23 protein-coding genes are annotated in these 20,045 nt (G+C 66.5%); 22 read left to right on the top strand and 1 reads right to left on the bottom strand.

What is annotated here, in order from left to right; translation table 11 throughout:
• Nucleotides 1-15: 15 nt before the first annotated feature.
• Nucleotides 16-1,476: a protein adenylyltransferase SelO gene (gene selO, locus JNA92_RS13595; RefSeq protein ID WP_241805153.1), complete on the top strand. Its 1,461-nt coding sequence runs from the start codon at nt 16-18 to the stop codon at nt 1,474-1,476.
• Nucleotides 1,477-1,518: 42 nt separating this feature from the next.
• Entirely contained in the window at nt 1,519-1,953 is a 435-nt protein-coding gene (trxC, locus tag JNA92_RS13590) for a thioredoxin TrxC (RefSeq protein ID WP_241805152.1), read from the top strand.
• Here the strand turns inward: trxC and JNA92_RS13585 are convergent.
• On the bottom strand, nt 1,950-2,723 hold the full coding sequence (locus JNA92_RS13585) for a ParA family protein (protein ID WP_241805151.1): 774 nt from the start codon (nt 2,721-2,723) through the stop codon (nt 1,950-1,952). The genes trxC and JNA92_RS13585 overlap by 4 nt on opposite strands.
• A 312-nt stretch (nt 2,724-3,035) precedes the next feature.
• Here JNA92_RS13585 and JNA92_RS13580 point away from each other — a divergent pair, with 312 nt between their 5' ends.
• From JNA92_RS13580 to JNA92_RS13485, 20 genes are all read left to right on the top strand, one after another.
• Nucleotides 3,036-3,752 (top strand): beta-ketoacyl synthase chain length factor, encoded by a 717-nt coding sequence (locus tag JNA92_RS13580; RefSeq protein WP_241805150.1) that lies wholly within the window; start codon nt 3,036-3,038, stop codon nt 3,750-3,752.
• Entirely contained in the window at nt 3,728-4,546 is an 819-nt protein-coding gene (locus JNA92_RS13575; RefSeq protein ID WP_241805149.1) for a lysophospholipid acyltransferase family protein, read from the top strand. The genes JNA92_RS13580 and JNA92_RS13575 overlap by 25 nt, the downstream gene beginning before the upstream one ends.
• A complete protein-coding gene (locus JNA92_RS13570) occupies nt 4,515-4,787 on the top strand; it encodes a phosphopantetheine-binding protein (RefSeq protein WP_241805147.1) in 273 nt (90 codons plus the stop codon). The genes JNA92_RS13575 and JNA92_RS13570 overlap by 32 nt, the downstream gene beginning before the upstream one ends.
• Nucleotides 4,788-4,796: 9 nt before the next feature.
• Nucleotides 4,797-5,051 carry an acyl carrier protein gene (locus JNA92_RS13565; protein WP_241805146.1) on the top strand — a complete coding sequence of 85 codons (255 nt, stop codon included), beginning with the start codon at nt 4,797-4,799 and terminating at the stop codon, nt 5,049-5,051.
• Nucleotides 5,048-5,593, top strand: a complete 546-nt coding sequence (locus tag JNA92_RS13560) for a hypothetical protein (protein ID WP_241805145.1) — start codon at nt 5,048-5,050, stop codon at nt 5,591-5,593. Before JNA92_RS13565 ends, JNA92_RS13560 begins: the two co-directional genes overlap by 4 nt.
• A complete protein-coding gene (locus JNA92_RS13555) occupies nt 5,590-7,269 on the top strand; it encodes an AMP-binding protein (protein WP_241805144.1) in 1,680 nt (559 codons plus the stop codon). The genes JNA92_RS13560 and JNA92_RS13555 overlap by 4 nt, the downstream gene beginning before the upstream one ends.
• Nucleotides 7,262-7,996 carry a glycosyltransferase family 2 protein gene (locus tag JNA92_RS13550; RefSeq protein ID WP_241805143.1) on the top strand — a complete coding sequence of 245 codons (735 nt, stop codon included), beginning with the start codon at nt 7,262-7,264 and terminating at the stop codon, nt 7,994-7,996. Before JNA92_RS13555 ends, JNA92_RS13550 begins: the two co-directional genes overlap by 8 nt.
• Complete coding sequence (locus JNA92_RS13545) at nt 7,993-8,931, top strand: glycosyl transferase (RefSeq protein WP_241805141.1); 939 nt, start codon at nt 7,993-7,995, stop codon at nt 8,929-8,931. Before JNA92_RS13550 ends, JNA92_RS13545 begins: the two co-directional genes overlap by 4 nt.
• Complete coding sequence (locus JNA92_RS13540; protein WP_241805139.1) at nt 8,912-10,456, top strand: HAL/PAL/TAL family ammonia-lyase; 1,545 nt, start codon at nt 8,912-8,914, stop codon at nt 10,454-10,456. The genes JNA92_RS13545 and JNA92_RS13540 overlap by 20 nt, the downstream gene beginning before the upstream one ends.
• Nucleotides 10,449-10,874 carry an acyl-CoA thioesterase gene (locus tag JNA92_RS13535; protein WP_241805138.1) on the top strand — a complete coding sequence of 142 codons (426 nt, stop codon included), beginning with the start codon at nt 10,449-10,451 and terminating at the stop codon, nt 10,872-10,874. The genes JNA92_RS13540 and JNA92_RS13535 overlap by 8 nt, the downstream gene beginning before the upstream one ends.
• 104 nt (nt 10,875-10,978) lie before the next feature.
• Nucleotides 10,979-11,545, top strand: coding sequence for an outer membrane lipoprotein carrier protein LolA (locus JNA92_RS13530; protein WP_241805190.1), 567 nt, complete (start codon nt 10,979-10,981; stop codon nt 11,543-11,545).
• On the top strand, nt 11,529-13,856 hold the full coding sequence (locus JNA92_RS13525) for an MMPL family transporter (protein ID WP_241805136.1): 2,328 nt from the start codon (nt 11,529-11,531) through the stop codon (nt 13,854-13,856). The genes JNA92_RS13530 and JNA92_RS13525 overlap by 17 nt, the downstream gene beginning before the upstream one ends.
• Nucleotides 13,853-13,993 carry a hypothetical protein gene (locus tag JNA92_RS13520; protein ID WP_241805135.1) on the top strand — a complete coding sequence of 47 codons (141 nt, stop codon included), beginning with the start codon at nt 13,853-13,855 and terminating at the stop codon, nt 13,991-13,993. The genes JNA92_RS13525 and JNA92_RS13520 overlap by 4 nt, the downstream gene beginning before the upstream one ends.
• Nucleotides 13,980-15,227, top strand: coding sequence for an NAD(P)/FAD-dependent oxidoreductase (locus tag JNA92_RS13515; protein WP_241805134.1), 1,248 nt, complete (start codon nt 13,980-13,982; stop codon nt 15,225-15,227). Before JNA92_RS13520 ends, JNA92_RS13515 begins: the two co-directional genes overlap by 14 nt.
• Complete coding sequence (locus JNA92_RS13510; protein ID WP_241805133.1) at nt 15,224-15,955, top strand: class I SAM-dependent methyltransferase; 732 nt, start codon at nt 15,224-15,226, stop codon at nt 15,953-15,955. The genes JNA92_RS13515 and JNA92_RS13510 overlap by 4 nt, the downstream gene beginning before the upstream one ends.
• Entirely contained in the window at nt 15,952-16,437 is a 486-nt protein-coding gene (locus JNA92_RS13505; RefSeq protein ID WP_241805131.1) for a hypothetical protein, read from the top strand. The genes JNA92_RS13510 and JNA92_RS13505 overlap by 4 nt, the downstream gene beginning before the upstream one ends.
• A complete protein-coding gene (locus JNA92_RS13500) occupies nt 16,434-17,627 on the top strand; it encodes a beta-ketoacyl-[acyl-carrier-protein] synthase family protein (protein ID WP_241805129.1) in 1,194 nt (397 codons plus the stop codon). Before JNA92_RS13505 ends, JNA92_RS13500 begins: the two co-directional genes overlap by 4 nt.
• A complete protein-coding gene (locus JNA92_RS13495) occupies nt 17,624-18,094 on the top strand; it encodes a hotdog family protein (RefSeq protein ID WP_241805128.1) in 471 nt (156 codons plus the stop codon). The genes JNA92_RS13500 and JNA92_RS13495 overlap by 4 nt, the downstream gene beginning before the upstream one ends.
• Nucleotides 18,087-18,815 (top strand): 3-oxoacyl-ACP reductase FabG, encoded by a 729-nt coding sequence (gene fabG / locus JNA92_RS13490; protein WP_241805127.1) that lies wholly within the window; start codon nt 18,087-18,089, stop codon nt 18,813-18,815. The genes JNA92_RS13495 and fabG overlap by 8 nt, the downstream gene beginning before the upstream one ends.
• On the top strand, nt 18,815-20,041 hold the full coding sequence (locus tag JNA92_RS13485; RefSeq protein ID WP_241805126.1) for a beta-ketoacyl-ACP synthase: 1,227 nt from the start codon (nt 18,815-18,817) through the stop codon (nt 20,039-20,041). The genes fabG and JNA92_RS13485 overlap by 1 nt, the downstream gene beginning before the upstream one ends.
• Nucleotides 20,042-20,045: the final 4 nt, after the last annotated feature.

Below are 20,045 nucleotides of genomic sequence, written 5' to 3'. Positions count from 1 at the left end.
CCCTAGGAGCAGCCCGTGAAAGCCCTCGACCAACTCACCTTCGACAACCGCTTCGCCCGCCTGGGCGATGCGTTTTCCACCCAGGTCCTGCCCGAGCCCATCGCAGAGCCGCGCCTGGTCGTGGCAAGCGAGTCGGCCATGGGCTTGCTCGACCTCGACCCGGCCCAGGCCGACCTGCCAGTGTTCGCCGAGCTGTTCAGCGGCCATAAACTCTGGGAAGAGGCCGACCCACGGGCGATGGTCTATTCAGGCCATCAATTCGGCTCGTACAACCCGCGCCTGGGTGATGGCCGTGGGCTGCTGCTGGCCGAAGTGCTCAACGAGACGGGCGAGCACTGGGACCTGCACCTCAAGGGTGCCGGCCAGACCCCTTACTCGCGCATGGGCGATGGCCGGGCGGTGCTGCGTTCGTCGATTCGCGAGTTTCTCGCCTCCGAAGCCCTGCACGCCCTGGGCATCCCCAGCAGCCGCGCGCTGTGCGTGATCGGTTCCAATACCCCGGTATGGCGTGAAACCCGCGAGAGCGCCGCCATGCTCACACGGCTGGCACAGAGCCACGTGCGCTTTGGCCATTTCGAGTACTTCTACTACACCAAGCAGCCGGAGCAACAGCGGGTGTTGATCGACCACGTGCTGGCGCAGCATTACCCCGAATGCCGCGAGGCCGAGCAGCCGTACCTGGCCATGTTCCGCACCATCGTCGAGCGCAACGCCGAGCTGATTGCGCGCTGGCAGGCCTATGGCTTCTGCCATGGGGTGATGAACACCGACAACATGTCGATCCTGGGCATCACCTTCGATTTCGGCCCCTTCGCCTTCCTCGACGACTTCGACGCCAACTTCATCTGCAACCATTCCGATGACCGCGGCCGCTACAGCTATGCCAACCAGGTGCCGATCGCCCACTGGAACCTCAGCGCACTGGCCCAGGCCCTGACCACGGTGATTGAGGTCGAGCCCCTCAAGCAAGCGCTGGCGTTGTTCCTGCCGCTGTACCAGGCGCATTACCTGGACCTGATGCGCCGGCGCCTGGGCCTGACCACGGCTGAGGACGAGGACATGGCGCTGGTCGAGCGCCTGCTGCAGCGCATGCAGAGCGGGGGTGTGGACTACAACCTGTTCTTCCGCAGGCTGGGCGAGCAGCCGGTGGCCGAGGCACTCAAGGACGTACGCGACGACTTCATCGACCTGGAAGGCTTCGATGCCTGGGGCGCAGCCTATCTGGCCCGTTGTGAGCGTGAAGCCGGTAATGGCGATGGGCGCCGCGAGCGCATGCACGCGGTGAACCCGCTGTACGTGCTGCGCAACTACCTGGCGCAAAAAGCCATCGAAGCCGCCGAGGCCGGTGACTACAGTGAAGTGCGGCGGCTGCATCAGGTGCTGAGCACGCCGTTCGAGGAACAAGCCGGAATGCAGGCCTACGCCGAACGCCCGCCAGCGTGGGGCAAACACCTGGAAATCAGCTGCTCCTCCTGATGGCTGGCGACAGGGCTTGACCAAACACCACAAGGAAACCCTATGTCCGACTCGTTGCTAATCCCCTGCCCCCACTGCGACGGCCTCAACCGCCTGCCTGCCACCCGCCTGGGCGATGCGCCTAAATGCGGCCGCTGCAAACAGCAGGTGCTGTTGGGCCAGTCGTTCGAACTCAACGAACGCAACTACGCCAGCCAGATCAAAGGCGACCTGCCGCTGCTGATCGACGTCTGGGCCGACTGGTGCGGCCCCTGCAAGTCCTTCGCCCCCACCTTCGAACAGGCCGCCCGCCAACTCGAGGGGCGCTGCCGCCTGGCCAAGCTCGACAGCGAAGCCAACCGCACCCTTGCTGGCCAGTTGGGTATCCGTTCGATTCCCAGCCTGATCCTGTTCAAGAACGGCCGCGAAGTCAGCCGCCAGGCGGGCGCGTTTCCACTGCAGTCGCTGCTGGAGTGGCTACGCAGCCAAGGGATTTAAGCGTTTTCTTCGAGCAGCGAGTGCAGCTCGACGAACTGTTGGGTCAGCTTGTGCCGTGGCTCCAGGTGAATCAGCGGTAAGCTGGCGTGGTGCGACTCGCGCATCTTCACCGAACTGCTCAGGTAGACCGGCAATACCGGCAGCCCTTCGGCCAGCAGTTCGTCGAGCATTTGCTGGGGCAGGCTGGCGCGGGACTGGAACTGGTTGACGACAATGCCCTCGACCACCAGCTCTTCGTTGTGGTCATCCTTCAACTCTTCGATCTCAGCCAGCAGCCCGTACAGCGCCTGGCGTGAAAAACTGTCGCAGTCGAAGGGGATCAGCACGCGATCTGCCGCAATCAGCGCAGATACCGCATAGAAGTTGAGTGCAGGCGGGGTATCGATGTAGATCCGCTCGTAATCCTCGTCGAGCTCGTCGAGCAACTTACGCAGCTTGTTGATCTTGTGCTTGGCCTCGAGCTTGGGCTGCAAATCGGCCAGCTCCGAGGTGGCGGTGACCACATGCAGGTTATCGAACGGGGTTTCGTAGATATCGACCTTGTTCTTCTTGCTGAACGGCCCGCTGGAGAGGCTTTGCTTGAAGAAGTCGGCGATACCCATGGGGATGTCTTCGCCGGTGAGGCCGGTCAGGTACTGAGTCGAGTTGGCCTGGGCATCCAGGTCGATCAGCAGGGTCCGATAGCCGTCGCTGGCGCTGACCGCAGCCAGGTTGCAAGCGATGCTCGACTTGCCCACGCCACCTTTCTGATTGAACACCACGCGCCGCATGAGAGACCTCCGTGTATCAACGAATGCCCGAGTATGTGGCGCCCGCTCGGCGTTGACCAGCATTCTTCATTCAAGTTGTGCACCTCCCGACCGACAACCTTGCCCTGACCGGTTGTCGGAAACCGCGTACACGGCGATCAGCGTATGTCATGTCCAGACGAAGGCAATGTCTGATTGAACCACTATGCATTGATACATGACCCCGGCACCGGGATAATGCGCGCCACTCGATGAATGCGCCAACCCTGGCAGGTCGTTACGCCGAGTCATTCCCTCGGCATGGAAGTCCCTCAGGGCGGGAAACAAAGCACCGTGATCACCTTCGACATCAGCCAATGGCGCGCGTGGGCCCCTGGCCTCTCGACACACGCCGACTGGCAATTATGGGCAAATGGCCATCAGCCGCCACGCAGCGATGCGCAGGCGCCTGACGTGAGCTTCCTGCCCGCCATGCAACGCCGTCGCCTCAGCCACCTGGCGCGCATGGCCTTTGCCGTGGGTTGGCCATTGGCCGAGGGCCGCGAGCAGTTGCCACTGGTGTTCGTATCGCGCCACGGTGAAACGCCCCGCACCTTTTCGATTCTCAGCGAGCTGGCCGCACGCCAGCCGCTGTCGCCCACTCAGTTCAGCCTGTCGGTGCACAACGCGGTCATCGGCCTGTGGTCGATCCTGCGCGGCTCGACCAGCGAAATGACCGCCCTGGCGGCCGCGGGCGACGGGTTCGAGCAAGGCGTGCTGGAGGCGGCGGCACTGCTGGCCGAGGGTGCACCCGCCGTGCTGTTGATCGTCACCGAGGAACTGCCCCCCGAGGCCTACAGCCCTTGGATCGACGACGTGCCCTTCGCCTACGCCCTGGGCCTGCTGCTGACCCCCGGCCAGCAATGGCAACTCGCGCCCGGGCAGGCGTTGGCAACACCTCCCGTGGAATTGCCTCACGGCCTCAGCTGGCTCAAAGCCATGCTGACTGGCTGCAATTCCTTCACCCACACCTGGAATCGTCGTACATGGAACTGGCAACGACAGCCGTGAGCCGGCCACGCGACGCTTACTATTGGCGTCTGGTGGCCACCGCCGCGAGCTTCTTTCTGTTCGGCCTGGGCGGTTTGTGCCTGCGCCTGCTGGTCTTTCCGCTGCTGGCCTGCCTGCCAGGCGGTGCCGAACGCCATCGCCGGCGCGCGCGGCGCACCATCAGTTGGCTGTTCTGGCGTTTCGTGCGGTTCATGCACGCCACCGGCGTGCTGACTTACCAGATCGACGGCGCCGAGCGCCTCGGCCGGCCTGGGCAGATGATCATCGCCAACCACCCGTCGCTGATCGACGTGGTGTTTCTCATTGGCCTGGTGCGCCAGGCCAACTGCGTGGTCAAGCAGAGCCTGTTCGACAACCCATTCACCCGCGGTCCGGTCAGCGAAGCCCAGTACATCGGCAACGACGGCAGCCTGGACATGCTCGACACCGCCGTGGAGTCGCTGCGCCAGGGCCAGCCACTGGTGATCTTCCCCGAAGGCACGCGCACCTCGCCCGGCCAGGCGCCGGCCTTTCATCGTGGCGCCGCCGCAATCGCCCTGCGCGGTGCGAAGATCATCACCCCGGTGACCATCCAGGTCAGCCCCACCACGCTGACCAAGAATGAACCCTGGTACCGCATTCCCAGCCGCCGCGTGCACTTTACCCTCAAGGTCGGCGCCGATATCGATCCTCAGGCCTTCGCCGCCCTGGGCCCCGCCCCCAAGGCATCGCGGCTGCTCAACGACCATCTGCACCACTACTTCATCAAGGAGCTCGCCGCCAATGAGCGTGCCACAGCAAGACCTGAACCGTGACCTCAAACAGCTGATCATCGACGCCCTGGGCCTGGAAGACATCAGCGTTCAGGACATCGACGATGAACAACCCCTGTTCGGCGAAGGCCTGGGCCTGGACTCGGTAGACGCACTGGAACTCGGCCTGGCGATCCAGAAGCGCTACGGCTTCAAGATCGACGCCGATGCCAAGGACACCCGCAACCACTTCAGCAACGTCGCCACGCTGGCGGCATTCGTCACCGCCCGTCAGGCCGCCTGAGAACGTACCATGCAAACCCGCGAAGACATCTTCAACATCCTGCGCGACGCTCTGGTCGAACTGTTCGAACTGGAACCGGCCAGCATCTCTCTGCAATCCAACCTGTATCAGGACCTGGAAATCGACAGCATCGATGCCGTCGACCTGATCGACCACATCAAGCGCCAGACCGGCAAGAAGATCGCCGCTGACGATTTCAAGTCGGTACGTACCGTCAATGACGTGGTCGAGGCCGTGTTCCGCCTGGTAAACCCGACGGCATGAAACGCCTGATCGGCCTCGGTCTGCTGTTGGCCGGCCTGCTCTATCCGTTTGCCGTGCATTTCGGCATGGCCCATTTCGCCCCCTGGCAATTCGGCCTGCTGCTTGGCGCCCTCTGGCTGGCCCGCGCCCTGAGCGCGCCGCGCCGCCCGGGCAGCCTGTGGATGGCGCTGGCGGCGCTGGCATTCTGTGGCGTGCTGGGGCTGTCCGACAGCCAGCAACTGCTGCGCTGGTACCCGGTGCTGATCAGCGCCTTCATGCTCGCCCTGTTCGGCAGCACCCTGCTGCACGGCATGCCCATGGCCGAGCGCCTGGCGCGCCTGCGTGACCCTGAATTGCCACCCCGGGCCGTGCGCTACACGCGCCGGGTGACCGAGGCGTGGAGCCTGTTCTTTCTGTGCAACGGCCTGATCGCCGCCAGCCTCACGCTGTGGGCGCCACTGCGCTGGTGGACCCTGTACAACGGCGTGATCGCCTATGCCGCGATGGGCCTGCTGTTCGCCATCGAATGGCTGATAAGACAACGTGTGCGAGGACGCTCATGAACTGGATCAACCTCGAACACCTGCTGCGCCCGCTGGAAGCGCCGCGCCAGGTGACCCAGGCGCCGGCCCTGGACCACGCCGCACTGTGCCGGCAGGCCCTGCAGTTGGCCGGTGGCCTGCGCCAGCGTGGGGTCAAACGCCTGGCAGTGCATCTGGAAGACGCCGCGCAACTGGCGGCCGCGCTGCTGGGCGCCTGGCGGGCCGGAGTCGAGGTGCTGCTGCCCGCCGACCTGCAACCGGCAACCCGCGAGCGCTGGAATGCCCAAGTCGACCTGTGGCTCAGCGATCAGCCAGGCGATGCCACGCTGGAGGCCTTGCTGGGCAACGCCCTGGAACCTGCCGACCTGGATCTGGCGCAGTGCCGGATCAGCCTCTGCACCTCCGGCTCCAGCGGCGAGCCAAAGCGCATCGACAAGCAGCTGCGCCAGCTGGCCAACGAAGTGACCGCCCTGGAACGACTATGGGGCAGCACCTTGGGCGATGCGTGGATCATCGGCAGCGTCGCCACCCAGCACATCTATGGGCTGCTGTTCCGCGTGCTCTGGCCCCTGTGCGCCGGGCGTGGCTTCGAGCGCCGCCCGCTACCCTTCCCCGAAGACCTGCAACGTGCCAGCCGCGAACACCCGGCATTTGCCTGGGTGGCCAGCCCGGCGCTCCTCAAGCGCATGGGCGACAACCTCGACTGGGCGGCCCTGCGCCCGGTGCGCCTAGTGTTCTCGTCCGGCGGCGAACTGCCGGCGGAGGCTGGCGAGCGCCTGCACCAGCGCCTGGGCCAGTGGCCGGCGGAAATCCTCGGCAGCTCGGAAACCGGCGGCATCGCCTGGCGTCAGGGCGAAGAACTGTGGAGCCCGTTCGCCGATGTGCAACTGAGCCAGGATGAGCAAGGTGCCTTGCGCATCGCCTCCAGCTACCTGCCAGCCGGCCATGTCGAGCAGAGCGCCGATGCCGTCGAGTTCGTCGAAGGCGGGCGCTTCCGCCTGCTCGGGCGCCTGGACCGTATCGTCAAGCTGGAAGAAAAGCGTATCTCCCTGCCGATGCTCGAACAGGCCCTGTGCAGCCACCCGTGGGTCGCCGAAGCGCGCCTGGGCATGATCGAGGAAGGCCGCGCCTTCCTTGGCGCGCTGCTGGTGCCAAGCCCGGCAGGCCTGCACACATTGCGCAACCTTGGCCGTCGGGCGCTGGTCGACGGCCTGCGCACGCACCTGGCCAGCCACTGCGAAGCGCTGGCCCTGCCACGCCGTTGGCGGTTGCTGCGCCGCCTGCCGCTGAACAGCCAGGGCAAGCTGCCCCAGGCCAACTTGCAGGCCCTGCTGCTGGCCCAGCGCAGCCTGGCGCCCGAGGTGCTGGAACAGCGCCGCGAGGGCGACGAACTGCACCTGCGCCTGGCCGTGCCGCTGGACCTGGCGTGTTTCCCCGGGCACTTCCCGCAGACCCCGGTACTGCCGGGCGTGGTCCAGATCGACTGGGCCATCGACCTCGGCGGCGAACTGCTCGATTGCGAGCGGCGCTTCAGCGGCATGGAAGTGCTCAAGTTCCAGCAGCTGGTGCGCCCAGGCGATGAACTGGCGCTGACCCTGCGCTGGGACAGCGCGCGCGGCAAGCTGTACTTCACCTTCACCTGCGCTGGGTTGCCCTGCTCCAGTGGCCGTATTCTGCTGGAGGCCGTCTGTGCATAAGCCCTGTGCGGTGATCCCGGTGTACAACCACGAGCAGGCAGTGCCGGCCGTGGTCGCCGACCTGCTGCGCGCAGGCCTTCCCTGCGTGCTGGTAGATGACGCCAGCTACGCGCCCTGCGCCCAAGTGCTGGGGCGCCTCGCCGGCCAGCCTGACGTGCACCTGGTGACCCTGGCGGTCAACCAGGGCAAGGGCGGCGCAGTCATGGCCGGCCTGCGCGAAGCCGCACGGCTCGGTTTCAGCCATGCCCTGCAAGTGGACGCCGACGGCCAGCACGATCTCGCCGATGTCGGCCGCTTCGTCGAGCAATCGCAAGCTTATCCACAGGCGCTGGTGTGCGGTTATCCACAGTACGATGCCAGCGTGCCCAAGGGCCGCCTGTACGCCCGCTACCTGACCCACGTGTGGGTGTGGATCAACAGCCTGTCGCTGCAGATACCTGACTCCATGTGCGGCTTTCGGGTTTACCCGCTGCCGGCGACCCTGGCGATGATCGACAGCGTAAAGCTGGGCAAACGCATGGATTTCGACCCGGAGATTCTCGTGCGCCTGGCCTGGCGCAACCAGCCCATGAAGTGGCTGCCGACCCGCGTGCACTACCCACAGGACGGCCTCTCGCACTTTCGCCTGTTCCACGACAATGCGCTGATCTCGAAGATGCACGCCAAGCTGTTCTTCGGCATGTTGCTGCGCGCACCCCTGATACTCTGGCGCAGGTGGCGCGCATGAGCGAACAGCCACAACACTGGGCCGAGCACCAGGAACGGGGCAGCTTCTGGTTGATGAAGCTGACCGCGACCCTGGTGCGCCTGCTCGGGCGCCGTGTACTCAGCCCGCTGATCCACCTCATCGTCGCCTACTTCTTCCTGTTTGGCCGCCGCGCCCGACGCAGCGCCCGCCAGTACCAGCAGCGGCTGCACCAATGGAACGCCGGGCAAACCGCTGCGCCCAACCATTGGCAGGTGTTTCGCCAGTTCATGGCGTTTGCCGAGGCACTGTTGGACAAGCTCGATGTGTGGAACGGCAAGCTGCGCATCGAGGACATCGAGATCCACGACCCCGCCAACCTGCGCCAGCAACTGCGCGGTGCACGCGGGCAGATGCTGGTCGGTGCGCATTTGGGCAACCTCGAAGTGTGCCGGGCCCTGGCCGAGATTGGCGAACAGGTAACCATGAACGTGCTGGTACACACCCGCCATGCCGAGCGCTTCAACCGCCTGCTCGGTGAGGCCGGTGCCACTAACCTGCGGCTGATTCAGGTCAGCGAACTGGACCCAGCGGTGATGCTGCAGCTGTCCGAGCGACTGGAGCGCGGCGAGTGGCTGGCGATCGCCGGCGACCGCGTGCCCTTGCACGGCGCACGTACCGTCGAGGTGGATTTCCTCGGCCACCCGGCGGCCTTCCCGCAAGGCCCCTGGCTACTCGCCGGCATGCTCGAATGCCCGCTCAACCTGCTGTTCTGCCTCAAGCTCCAGGGCCGCTACCACATCACCCTCGAACCCTTCGCCGAACGCCTGCAATGGCGGCGCGGCCAGCGTGACCAAGTGATCGCCGAGTGGGCCACGCGCTACGCCGCACGCCTGGGGCACTACTGCGTCCAGGCGCCATTGCAGTGGTTCAATTTCTACCCTTTCTGGAAGACCGATGACGATGCATCCGCATGAGCCTGTCACCTTCGGCGAATCGCCGCTGGCAATCGAAGATGTCCTGGCCCTGGCCGAGCGCCGCGCGCAGGTAGCGCTGCAGAACGACGCCGCCTACCGTGAACGCATCGCCCGCGGCGCGCGCTTTCTCGACACCCTGCTCGACAAGGAAGGGGTGATCTACGGCGTCACCACCGGCTACGGCGACTCCTGCGTGGTGGCCGTGCCGCTGGAACACGTGGAGGCCCTGCCACAGCATCTGTACACGTTCCATGGCTGCGGGCTGGGCAAGCTGCTCGACGCCCCCGCCACCCGCGCGGTGCTGGCCGCCCGCCTGCGTTCGCTGAGCCACGGCGTTTCCGGTGTTCGCCTGGAACTGCTCGAGCGCCTGCGCGACTTTCTCGCCCACGACATCCTGCCGCTGATCCCCGAGGAAGGCTCGGTGGGCGCCAGCGGGGACCTGACACCCTTGTCGTACGTGGCAGCGACCCTGTCCGGCGAGCGTGAGGTGATGTACCAGGGCCAGCGCCGCAGCAGTGCCGATGTGCACCGCGAGCTGGGCTGGCAACCGCTGGTACTGCGCCCCAAGGAAGCCTTGGCGCTGATGAACGGCACCGCGGTCATGACCGGCCTGGCCTGCCTGGCCTATGCCCGTGCCGATTACGTGCTGCAGTTGGCCACGCGCATCACCGCGCTCAATGTGATCGGCCTGCAGGGCAACCCGGAGCACTTCGACGAACGCCTGTTCGCCGCCAAGCCGCACCCCGGCCAGACCCAGGTCGCCGCCTGGCTGCGCCAGGACCTGGCCATCGACGCACCACTGCCACCACTGCACCGCCTGCAGGACCGCTACTCGCTGCGCTGCGCCCCGCATGTACTCGGCGTGCTGGCCGACAGCCTGGGGTGGTTGCGCGGGTTCATCGAAACCGAACTGAACAGCGCCAACGACAACCCGATCATCGATGGCGACGCTGAGCGTGTGCTGCACGGCGGGCACTTCTATGGCGGGCATATCGCGTTTGCCATGGACAGCCTGAAAACCCTGGTGGCCAACGTCGCCGACCTGCTCGACCGCCAGCTGGCGCTGCTGGTGGACGTGCGCTACAACCACGGCCTGCCGAGCAACCTTTCCGGCGCCGACGCCGAGCGAGCGATGATCAACCACGGTTTCAAGGCCGTGCAGATCGGCGCCAGCGCCTGGACTGCCGAGGCCCTGAAGCAGACCATGCCGGCCAGCGTGTTCTCGCGCTCCACCGAGTGCCACAACCAGGACAAAGTGAGCATGGGCACCATCGCCGCACGCGATGCCCTGCGGGTGCTGGAGCTGACCGAACAGGTTGCCGCCGCCTCGCTGCTGGCCGCCAACCAAGGTGTTTGGCTGCGCAGCCGCCAGGCCGACGCACGGCCACTGCCGCCAGCCCTGGCGCACATGCACGAAGCACTGCTGGCGGACTTCGCTCCAGTCATCGAAGACCGCGCCCTGGAAAGCGACCTGCGCCACTGTCTGCAGCGTATCGCCCAGCGCCACTGGAGGTTGCATGCGTAACCCCGGGGTCTTCCATGTCGACAGCGAGATCGTCGTTCCCTTCTTCGACGTCGATAGCATGCACATCGTCTGGCACGGCCATTACGTGAAGTACCTGGAGGTGGCCCGCTGCGCCCTGCTCGACCGCCTGGCCCACAATTACCTGCAGATGCAGGCCAGCGGCTACGCGTGGCCGGTGATCGACCTGCAACTGCGCTACATCCGCGGCGCCACCTTCGGCCAGCACCTTACCGTGCGCGCCAGCCTGGTGGAGTGGGAAAACCGTCTGAAGATCCACTACCTGATCAGCGACGCCATGACCGGCGAACGCATGACCCGGGCCAGCACCGTGCAGGTCGCGGTGCATATCGACAGCGGCGAGATGCAGTTGGCCTCGCCGCAGGTGATGCTCGACGCCGTGCAGCAGGTGCTGGCATGAAACACAGCCTGTACCGGTCATTCTCGGCACTGCGCCCTGGCTCGAACTCGGGCAGATCAGCGCGAGCACAAGGCCGCTCCCGCAAGATCCTCGCTGTAATCGTGATGTCGCTCATCAGCCCTTTGGCCTTCGCCTTCGGCCTCGACGACCTGCAAAAGCAGCTGAGCGCGCCGGCGGTGATCAAGGGTCCGTTCATCCAGGAAAAGCATCTGCGTGCCCTGCCCCAGCCCCTGTTGAGCAAGGGCCGCTTCGTGCTGGCCCGCGACCTTGGCCTGCTGTGGCTGCTGCAAACGCCACTGCGCCAGGATTACCGCATCGACGCCCAAGGCATTGCCCGGCGCGACCCGAGTGGCTGGCAAACCCTGCCCAGCCGCAGCGCCGGGGCCGAGCAGAACCGCCTGTTCTTCGCTGTGCTGCAAGGCGACAGCAGCGGCCTGCAACGGGACTTCGAGTTGAGCCTGAGCGGCGAGGCCGAGCAGTGGCAATTGCGCCTGACGCCCCGTTCGTTGCTGCTCAAGCAGGTCTTCACCCACATCGACATCAGCGGGGGGCGCTATGTCGAGCGCATCGTGCTGAGCGAAACCCAGGGTGACAGCACCGTGCTGCGCATGCCCGACAGCAGTGGCAGCGCTGCCCTGAGCGACGCGGAGCGCCGTGATTTTGCCAACTGAACGCCTGTTGCCGCGCCTGTTCGTCTGCCTGCTGCTGGCCATGCTGGCGATTGCCGCTTGGCAGTGGCATCGCGGCGCGCCGCTGTCCGCCGACCTGATGACCCTGGTGCCCGGGGCCACCGAGGACCCACTGGTCAAGCGCGCCGAACAACGCATGCAGGAGCCGCTGAACCGCGAGCTGCTGGTGCTGGTCGGCCATGCCGACCGCCAGCAGGCGCTGGCCATGGCGCAGAAACTGGCCGGGCAATGGCAGGCCAGCGGCCTGTTCGAAAAGGTCCAGTGGAGCCTGCAGACCGACCTGCAGGCGGTGCGTGAACAACTGCTGCAAGGCCGCCTGGCGATGCTGGCGGCCGAGGACCGGAAACAGCTGGTCGAGCACCCGGACGCCTTTATCGAGCAACGCGTGGAAAGCCTGTTCGACCCCTTCGCCGGTTTCAGCCTGGTGCCCAGCCAGGACGACTGGCTGGGCCTTACCGGGCGTATCCAGAACAGCCAGCCGAAGCCGGCCAATGTCGAACTGGATACCACCAGCGGCGCACTGGTCGCTCAGGCCGACGGCCAGGCCTGGGTGCTGCTGCGCGCGCGCACCGTGGGCAACGCCTTCGACCTGCACCTGCCCTTGCAGGTAGCCGAACTGCTCAAGCAGAGCCGCGCCCAGGCCGGCCAGGCCGGTGCCCACCTGCTGGCAGCCAGCGGCCTGCTGCACGCCGCTGCCGGCCAGCAACAGGCCAGCCGGGAAATCACCTGGGTCGGGGGTGGCGCCACACTGGGCATCCTGTTGCTGTTGCTGCTGACCTTTCGCCGTTGGCGGGCGTGGCTGGCGTTCGTCCCGGTACTGGTGGGCATGCTGTTCGGCTCGGTGGTGTGCGTAGCGCTGTTCGGCCAGATGCACGTAATGACCCTGGTACTCGGTTCCAGCCTGATCGGCGTGGCGGTCGACTACCCGCTGCACTACCTGTCCAAGGGCTGGAGCCTCAAGCCCTGGCGCAGCTGGCCAGCTATGCGCCTGACCTTGCCGGGCATGAGCCTGAGCCTGGCCACCAGTTGCATCGGCTACCTGGCCCTGGCCTTCACGCCGTTCCCGGCACTGACCCAGATCGCCGCGTTTTCCGCAGCCGGCCTGGTCGGCGCCTACCTGAGCGCGGTGTGCCTGCTGCCGGCGCTGCTGGCCACGGTCGAACTGCAACCGGCGCAATGGCCGCTGCGCATCGCCGAAACCCTCACCACCTGGCGCGAGCAATTGCTGCGCAAGGTGCCCAGCGGCGCCTTGCTGGCTTTGGCGCTGTCGTTCTGCGCCGCTGGCCTGTGGCAGCTGCAAACCCACAACGACATCCGCCAGTGGGTTGGCACCCCGCCGCAACTGATGGAAGAAGCCCAGGCGGTGGCGCGCATCACCGGCTACCAGCCCACCAGCCAGTTCTACCTGGTACGCGGGGCCGATCAACAACAACTGCTGGGCCGCCTCGAGGCGCTGTCCGGCGAGCTTCAAGAGCTGGTCGAGCTGGGCAAGCTCAAGGGGTTCATGAGCCTCAGCCAGTTGGTTGCCAGCCCGGCCGCTCAAGGCCAGGTACGCCAGGCACTGGCCGTACTGCCGCAACACTGGCAGCCACTGCTGGCCCTGGGCGTTCCGCAGGCCGCGCTGGCCGCGCAGGCTGATCAGCTGCGCCAACTGCCGGACCAGGTTATCGAGCACGTCCTGGCCGGCCCGCTCGGCGAAGCCTGGCGGCCGTTGTGGCTGGGCCAGCAAGACAGCGGGGTAGCCGCCATCGTCAGCCTGCAAGGCTTGAGCGACACCGCGCTGCTGCACCTACAGACCGATGGCCTAGATGGCGTGCAACTGATCGACCGCCTCGGTGAACTGAACCAGCTGTTCGCCGCTACCCAGGTCAGTGCGGCGGAGCTCAAGTTGCTGTCCTGCGCGCTGATCCTGGTGCTGCTGGTGCCGCCGTTCGGCTTGCGTGGTTCACTGCGTATCGTCGCCCTGCCGCTCTTGGCGGCGCTGTGCAGCCTGGCCAGCCTCGGCTGGCTCGGTCAACCGCTGACCCTGTTCAGCCTGTTCGGCCTGCTGCTGGTGACCGCCATCAGCGTCGACTACGCGATCCTCATGCACGAGCGCATCGGCGGCGCGGCGGTTAGCCTGCTCGGCACCTTGCTGGCGGCGCTGACCACCTGGCTGTCGTTCGGCCTGCTGGCGCTGTCGAGCACACCGGCAGTGAGCAGTTTCGGCCTGGCCGTGAGCCTGGGCCTGGCGTTCAGCTTCCTCCTGGCCCCTTGGGCGGCCCCCCGTGATGGAGCGCAACCGCACCCATGACCCCGCTGTCGCTCTGGGCCATGGCCCTGTGTCTGTTCGCCCTGTGGGTGCTCGGCCTGCGCCGTGTCGCCGCACTGGCCCAGCACATCCTTTCGAATTCCGTTTCCATGGCAAGGAGCCCTCATGCCGAACATTGAACTGCAACAACGCCAGGTGCTGGTGATCGGTGCCGGCCCGTCCGGCGCCATCGCCGCCGCGCTGCTCAAGCGCCAGGGCCACGACGTGCTGGTGATCGAACGCCAGCGCTTCCCACGTTTCTCCATCGGCGAAAGCCTGCTGTCCCACTGCCTCGACTTCGTCGAGGAAGCGGGCATGCTCGATGCCCTGCAAGCAGCCGGCTTCCAGCACAAGAACGGCGCAGCCTTCGCCTGGGGCGAGGAATACACCGCCTTCGATTTCGGCCAGACCTTCAGCCAAGGCAAGCCGAGCACCTTTCAGGTGCAGCGCGGGCGCTTCGACAAGCTGCTGGCCGACCAGGCCGAGGCTCAGGGCGTCGAAATCCGCTACGAGCACGAGATCGTCAGCGCCGACATGAGCGGTGAACGGCCGCAGGTGCGCGCCCGTCGCCCGGATGGCAGCGAATACAACGTGCAGGCGCAGTTCGTGCTCGACGCCAGCGGCTATGGCCGCGTACTGCCGCGCCTGCTCGACCTCGAGGCACCGTCGAACTTCCCTGTGCGCCAGGCAGTGTTCACCCACATCGAGGACCGCATCGACCATCCAGGCTTCGACCGCGACAAGATCCTCATCACCACTCACCCCCAGCACCGCGACATCTGGTTCTGGACCATCCCCTTCAGCGATGGCCGCACGTCGCTGGGCGTGGTCGCCGCCGCCGAGCGCTTCGCCGCCGCGCCCAAGGACCTGGATGCCTGCCTCAAGCACTTCGTGGCGCAGACCCCAAGCTTGGCCAAGGTCTTGGCCAACGCGGTGTGGGACACCCCAGCACGCACCATCGGTGGCTACTCGGCCAACGTCAAGGGCCTGCACGGCAAGGGCTACGCCTTGCTCGGCAACGCCGCCGAATTCCTCGACCCGGTGTTCTCCTCGGGCGTGACCATCGCCATGCGTTCGGCGAGCATGGCCGCCGGCCTGCTGCACCGCCAACTGCAAGGCGAGGCGGTGGACTGGCAGGGCGAGTTCGCCGAACCGCTCAAGCGTGGCGTCGATACCTTCCGCGTGTACGTGGAAGGTTGGTACGACGGCAGCTTCCAGGACGTCATCTACCACTCCGGCAGCTCGCCGGAGATCCGCGCCATGATCAGCTCGATCCTCGCCGGTTACGCCTGGGACGCCCGCAACCCCTTCGTCGCCGAGCCGAGGCGGCGCCTGCGCACCCTGGCCGAGCTGTGCGCGAGAGCCCCTGCATGAACCAGCGCCCGTTCCTCAGCGACACCTACGTCGAAGAAACCCGTATCGGTTTCCGCTTCCTTGCCAGCCACGTCTGGCAGCACCATGTGCTGCGCGTGGCGATCAACGACCTGCGCCAACTGTTCGACGGTGAGCCGCCGCAGGCGCCGGTGCTGCTCGACGCCGGCTGCGGCCAGGGCAAGTCGTTCAAGCACCTGCAACAGGTGTTCGCCCCGGCCAAGCTGATGGGCACCGATGCCGACCCGCACAGCCTTGAGCTGAGCGCCGCCGAGGCCCGCCGCCTGGGCCTTGAGGTGGAGCTGCGGGGCAGCGACTGCGCCCGGTTGCAGTACCCGGACGCCAGCGTCGATATCCTGTTCTGCCACCAGACCTTCCACCACCTGGTGGAGCAGGAAAAGGCCCTGGCCGAGTTCTACCGGGTGCTCAAGCCTGGCGGCTACCTGCTGTTCGCCGAGTCCACCGAAGCCTACATCGATACCTGGGTGATCCGCTGGTTCTTCCGCCACCCCATGCACGTGCAAAAGAGCGCCGAGGGGTACTTGCAGATGCTGCGCCAGCAAGGCTTCCAGTTCGGCCCGCGCAACGTCTCGTATCCCTACCTGTGGTGGAGTCGCGCCACGGACTTCGGCCTGCTCGAACGCCTGGGCCTGCGCACGCCACCTGCGGTCGGCCAGCGCGAAGAGACGCTGGTCAACGTGGTGGCGCGCAAGCCCCTGGAGCAGCCATGAAGCACCTGCTGGCCCTGGCCCTGTGCCTGCTGCTCGGCGCCTGCGCCGCACGCCCGCCGCTGCCGGCGCACATGCCTGCGCTGCAACTGCCGCAGCAGCTGCATGTCGAACGTGAACAGGCTGGCCAGCGCCAGGACTGGCTGCTGGTGATCCAGGGCGAGCACGGCTACCTGCGCTGGTCGCTGCTCGACCTGCTGGGCATTCCCCAGGCGCGTCAGCTGCTCGATGGCCAGCAGTGGCATGCCGATGGCCTGCTGCCGCCGAACCCGGCCGCGCGCGAGCTGTTCGCCGCCGTGCTGTTTGCCCTGACCCCGGCCGAGCAACTGCCGCAGCTTTATCCGCAGGCGCGCCAGCAGAATGAGCGCCGCTGGCTGGGCGATCGCTGGCAGGTCCGCTATCGCGCCGCCGACGCTTTCGACTTGAACCTCGGTGATGGCCTGCGTTATTCAGTCGACCCTCTGCCCCGCGAGGACACCCCATGACCGCCTACCTCAATGCCCTCGGCCTGGTCTGCGCCCTTGGCCAAGGGCAGGCCGAAGTGGCCGCGCGCCTGTTCGCCGGCGACTGCTCCGGCATGCAGCCGGCAGCGGGCTGGATCCCCGAGCGCCAGCCACCGGTCGGGGCGGTCATCGGCGCCCTGCCCGCCGTGCCGCTGCCCGAGCAGCACAGCCGCAACAACCAGTTGCTGTACACCGCAGCCCTGCAGATCGAGCCGGCCATCCGCCAGGCCATCGGCCGGTATGGCGCGCACCGCGTCGCGGTGATCCTCGGCACCAGCACCTCTGGCATCGCCGAAGCCAGCGCAGGCTTTTCGCAGTACCTGCAAAGCGGGCAGTTCCCTGCCAATTACCGCTACGCCGAGCAAGAGCTGAGCGCACCGGCCAACTTCCTCGCCGACTGGTTGCAGCTGAGCGGCCCGGCTTACGTGATTTCCACCGCCTGCACCTCCAGTGGCCGTGCCCTGCTCAGCGCCCGGCGCCTGCTCGACCTGGGCCTGTGCGACGCGGTGCTGTGCGGCGGCGTCGACAGCCTGTGCGGCCTGACCCTCAATGGCTTCAGCGCCCTGGAGGCGATCAGCGAGCAGCGCTGCAACCCATTCTCGGTCAACCGCAACGGCATCAACATCGGCGAGGCCGCGGCGTTGTTCCTGATGACCCGCGAGGGCAACGCCGCAGGCAGTCACATCGCATTGCTGGGTGCCGGGGCCAGCTCCGACGCCCACCACATCTCTGCCCCCGACCCGACTGGCACTGGCGCCTTGCAGTGCATGGGCAAAGCACTGGACAATGCCGGCCTTGCACCAGCGCAGATCGATTACCTGAACTTGCACGGCACTGCCACGGCGCATAACGACGCCATGGAAAGCCTGGCCGTGCATACGCTGTTCGGCGCCACGCTGCCCTGCTCGTCGAGCAAACCGATGACCGGCCACACGCTTGGCGCCGCCGGCGCGCTGGAAGCGGCGTTCTGCTGGTTGAGCCTGAGCGGGCACAACCCCGAGGGGTTGCTGCCGCCGCATGTCTGGGACCGCCAACAGGACCCGGCACTGCCGGCCCTGGCCTTGGTCGACGGCAGCCAGCGCATGGGCACGCAACGCCCACGCCGTTTGATGAGCAACTCGTTCGCCTTCGGCGGCAACAACGTCAGCCTGATTCTCGGAGACACCCCATGATCCCCTGGCCACTGGCCGAGCTGCTGCCCCACGCCGGCGACATGATTCTGATCGACCAGGTCGACAGCTGCGACGACGAGCAGATCCACACCCGCGCCACCGTGCGCCCCGGCGGCCTGTTCAACCGCGCCGATGGCAGCCTGCCGGCCTGGCTCGGCGTCGAGCTGATGGCCCAGAGCGTGGCGGCCTATGCCGGTTGCCGGGCGCGGCGCAATGGTCAGCCGGTGGAACTGGGCTTTCTGCTCGGCACACGCAAGTTCGAATGTGATGTCGAGCACTTCCCGGCCGGCGCCGAACTGCACATCCACGCCCTGCGTTCGCTCGAAGACGAGAACGGCATGGGCGTGTTCGAATGCCACCTGCGCGGCCCCGGTATCCATGCCAGTGCCCGCCTGAACGTCTACCGCCCGCCCCAAGCGGCCAGCTACCTGGCCGAAGCACGCCCAGAGGAACCTTCCCATGACTGATACCATTCTGGTCACCGGCTCGAGCCGGGGCATCGGCCGCGCCATCGCCCTGCGCCTGGCCCGGGCCGGCTACGACCTGGTGCTGCACTGCCGCAGCGGCCTGGCCGAGGCCCATGCAGTGGCCGAGGAAATCCGCGCGCTGGGCCAGCAGGTACGGGTGCTGCAGTTCGACATCAGCGATCGCGCTGCCTGCCGGGCCATTCTCGAAAGCGACGTGGAACGCTTCGGTGCCTACTACGGCGTGGTCTGCAACGCCGGCCTGACCCGCGACGGGGCCTTCCCGGCGCTCACTGACGAAGACTGGGACCAGGTGTTGCGCACCAACCTCGACGGCTTCTACAACGTCCTGCAGCCACTGACCATGCCGATGATCCGCCGCCGCGCGCCGGGGCGCATCGTCTGTATCACCTCGGTGTCGGGGCTGATCGGCAACCGAGGCCAAGTCAACTACAGCGCCTCCAAAGCGGGCCTGATCGGCGCCGCCAAGGCCCTGGCAATAGAACTGGGCAAGCGCCGCATCACCGTCAATTGCGTGGCCCCCGGGCTGATCGACACGGCCATGCTCGACGAACACGTGCCGGTGGACGAGCTGCTGAAGATGATCCCCGCCGGGCGCATGGGCACACCGGACGAAGTGGCCGGCGCGGTGAATTTCCTGATGTCGCCCGAGGCGGCGTACATCACCCGCCAGGTCCTGGCGGTGAACGGGGGGCTATGCTGATGCGCCGCGTCGTCGTCACCGGCATGGCCGGGATCACCGCCCTGGGCAGCGACTGGGCGAGCATCAGCGGGCATTTCGCCAACCAGCGCAGCGGCATCCGCCGCATGGACGAATGGGACCGTTTCGAGGAGTTGAACACACGCCTGGCGGGCCCCATCGATGATTTCAAGGTGCCAAGCCACTGGACCCGCAAACAACTGCGCAGCATGGGCCGGGTTTCGCGCCTGGCAGTGGCTGCCGCCGAGCGTGCCCTGGACGATGCCGGGCTGTTCGGCGACCCGAGCATCCGCGATGGGCGCATGGGCGTGGCCTGCGGTTCGTCCACCGGCAGCACCGACGAAATCAAGGCGTTCGGCAACATGCTGCTGAACTCGGTGGCTGATGGCCTGAACGCCAACTCCTATGTGCGCATGATGCCGCACACCACCGCCGCCAACATCAGCATCTTCTTCGGCCTCACCGGGCGCCTGATCCCCACCTCCAGCGCCTGCACCAGCGGCAGTCAGGGCATCGGCTACGCCTACGAGGCGATCAAGTTCGGCCGCCTGCCGCTGATGCTCGCGGGTGGCGCCGAGGAGCTGTGCCCGACCGAGGCGATGGTGTTCGACGCGCTGTACGCCACCAGCCTGAAGAACGACACACCCCACCTGAGCCCGCGCCCCTATGACAGCGGCCGCGACGGCCTGGTGATCGGCGAGGGCGGCGGCATGCTGGTGCTGGAGGAACTGGAACATGCCCTGGCCCGTGGGGCGAAGATCCACGCCGAAATCGTCGGTTTCGGCAGCAATGCCGACGGCCAGCACACCACCCGCCCTGAGCAGCTCACCATGCGCCGCGCCATGCAGTTGGCCTTGGAGGACGCAAACTTGTCGCCCGAGGCCATCGGCTACGTCAACGGCCACGGCACCGCTACCGAGCAGGGCGATATCGCCGAGACGCTGGCCACCAGCAGCCTGTTCGGCCCGCGTATGCCGATCAGCTCGCAAAAGTGTTTCCTCGGCCACACCCTCGGTGCCTGCGGTGCATTGGAGTCGTGGTTCAGCATCGAGATGCTCAACAGCGACCGCTACGTACACACGCTCAACCTCGATAATGTCGACCCGCGCTGCGGTGAACTGGACTACCTGCGCGGCGAGTTCCGCGCCATGAACCATCAATATGTGATGAACAACAACTTCGCCTTCGGCGGGGTCAACACCTCGTTGATCTTCCGTCGCTGGCACTGACGCA

The organism is Pseudomonas putida (genome assembly GCF_022627325.1).
GTDB classification, from domain to species: Bacteria; Pseudomonadota; Gammaproteobacteria; order Pseudomonadales; family Pseudomonadaceae; genus Aquipseudomonas; species Aquipseudomonas putida_X.
The sequence above is the reverse complement of the archived record's forward strand: the minus strand, read 5'-3'. Positions and strand labels throughout refer to the sequence as shown.

What these genes read in the sequence shown, in the direction of transcription:
- trxC (WP_241805152.1), top strand. Translation starts at nt 1,519, where the DNA reads ATGTCCGACTCGTTGCTAATCCCCTGCCCCCACTGCGACGGCCTCAAC.
- JNA92_RS13585 (WP_241805151.1), bottom strand. Translation starts at nt 2,723, where the DNA reads ATGCGGCGCGTGGTGTTCAATCAGAAAGGTGGCGTGGGCAAGTCGAGC.
- JNA92_RS13575 (WP_241805149.1), top strand. Translation starts at nt 3,728, where the DNA reads ATGGAACTGGCAACGACAGCCGTGAGCCGGCCACGCGACGCTTACTAT.
- JNA92_RS13570 (WP_241805147.1), top strand. Translation starts at nt 4,515, where the DNA reads ATGAGCGTGCCACAGCAAGACCTGAACCGTGACCTCAAACAGCTGATC.
- JNA92_RS13565 (WP_241805146.1), top strand. Translation starts at nt 4,797, where the DNA reads ATGCAAACCCGCGAAGACATCTTCAACATCCTGCGCGACGCTCTGGTC.
- JNA92_RS13560 (WP_241805145.1), top strand. Translation starts at nt 5,048, where the DNA reads ATGAAACGCCTGATCGGCCTCGGTCTGCTGTTGGCCGGCCTGCTCTAT.
- JNA92_RS13555 (WP_241805144.1), top strand. Translation starts at nt 5,590, where the DNA reads ATGAACTGGATCAACCTCGAACACCTGCTGCGCCCGCTGGAAGCGCCG.
- JNA92_RS13545 (WP_241805141.1), top strand. Translation starts at nt 7,993, where the DNA reads ATGAGCGAACAGCCACAACACTGGGCCGAGCACCAGGAACGGGGCAGC.
- JNA92_RS13540 (WP_241805139.1), top strand. Translation starts at nt 8,912, where the DNA reads ATGACGATGCATCCGCATGAGCCTGTCACCTTCGGCGAATCGCCGCTG.
- JNA92_RS13535 (WP_241805138.1), top strand. Translation starts at nt 10,449, where the DNA reads ATGCGTAACCCCGGGGTCTTCCATGTCGACAGCGAGATCGTCGTTCCC.
- JNA92_RS13530 (WP_241805190.1), top strand. Translation starts at nt 10,979, where the DNA reads ATGTCGCTCATCAGCCCTTTGGCCTTCGCCTTCGGCCTCGACGACCTG.
- JNA92_RS13520 (WP_241805135.1), top strand. Translation starts at nt 13,853, where the DNA reads ATGACCCCGCTGTCGCTCTGGGCCATGGCCCTGTGTCTGTTCGCCCTG.
- JNA92_RS13515 (WP_241805134.1), top strand. Translation starts at nt 13,980, where the DNA reads ATGCCGAACATTGAACTGCAACAACGCCAGGTGCTGGTGATCGGTGCC.
- JNA92_RS13510 (WP_241805133.1), top strand. Translation starts at nt 15,224, where the DNA reads ATGAACCAGCGCCCGTTCCTCAGCGACACCTACGTCGAAGAAACCCGT.
- JNA92_RS13505 (WP_241805131.1), top strand. Translation starts at nt 15,952, where the DNA reads ATGAAGCACCTGCTGGCCCTGGCCCTGTGCCTGCTGCTCGGCGCCTGC.
- JNA92_RS13500 (WP_241805129.1), top strand. Translation starts at nt 16,434, where the DNA reads ATGACCGCCTACCTCAATGCCCTCGGCCTGGTCTGCGCCCTTGGCCAA.
- JNA92_RS13495 (WP_241805128.1), top strand. Translation starts at nt 17,624, where the DNA reads ATGATCCCCTGGCCACTGGCCGAGCTGCTGCCCCACGCCGGCGACATG.
- fabG (WP_241805127.1), top strand. Translation starts at nt 18,087, where the DNA reads ATGACTGATACCATTCTGGTCACCGGCTCGAGCCGGGGCATCGGCCGC.
- JNA92_RS13485 (WP_241805126.1), top strand. Translation starts at nt 18,815, where the DNA reads ATGCGCCGCGTCGTCGTCACCGGCATGGCCGGGATCACCGCCCTGGGC.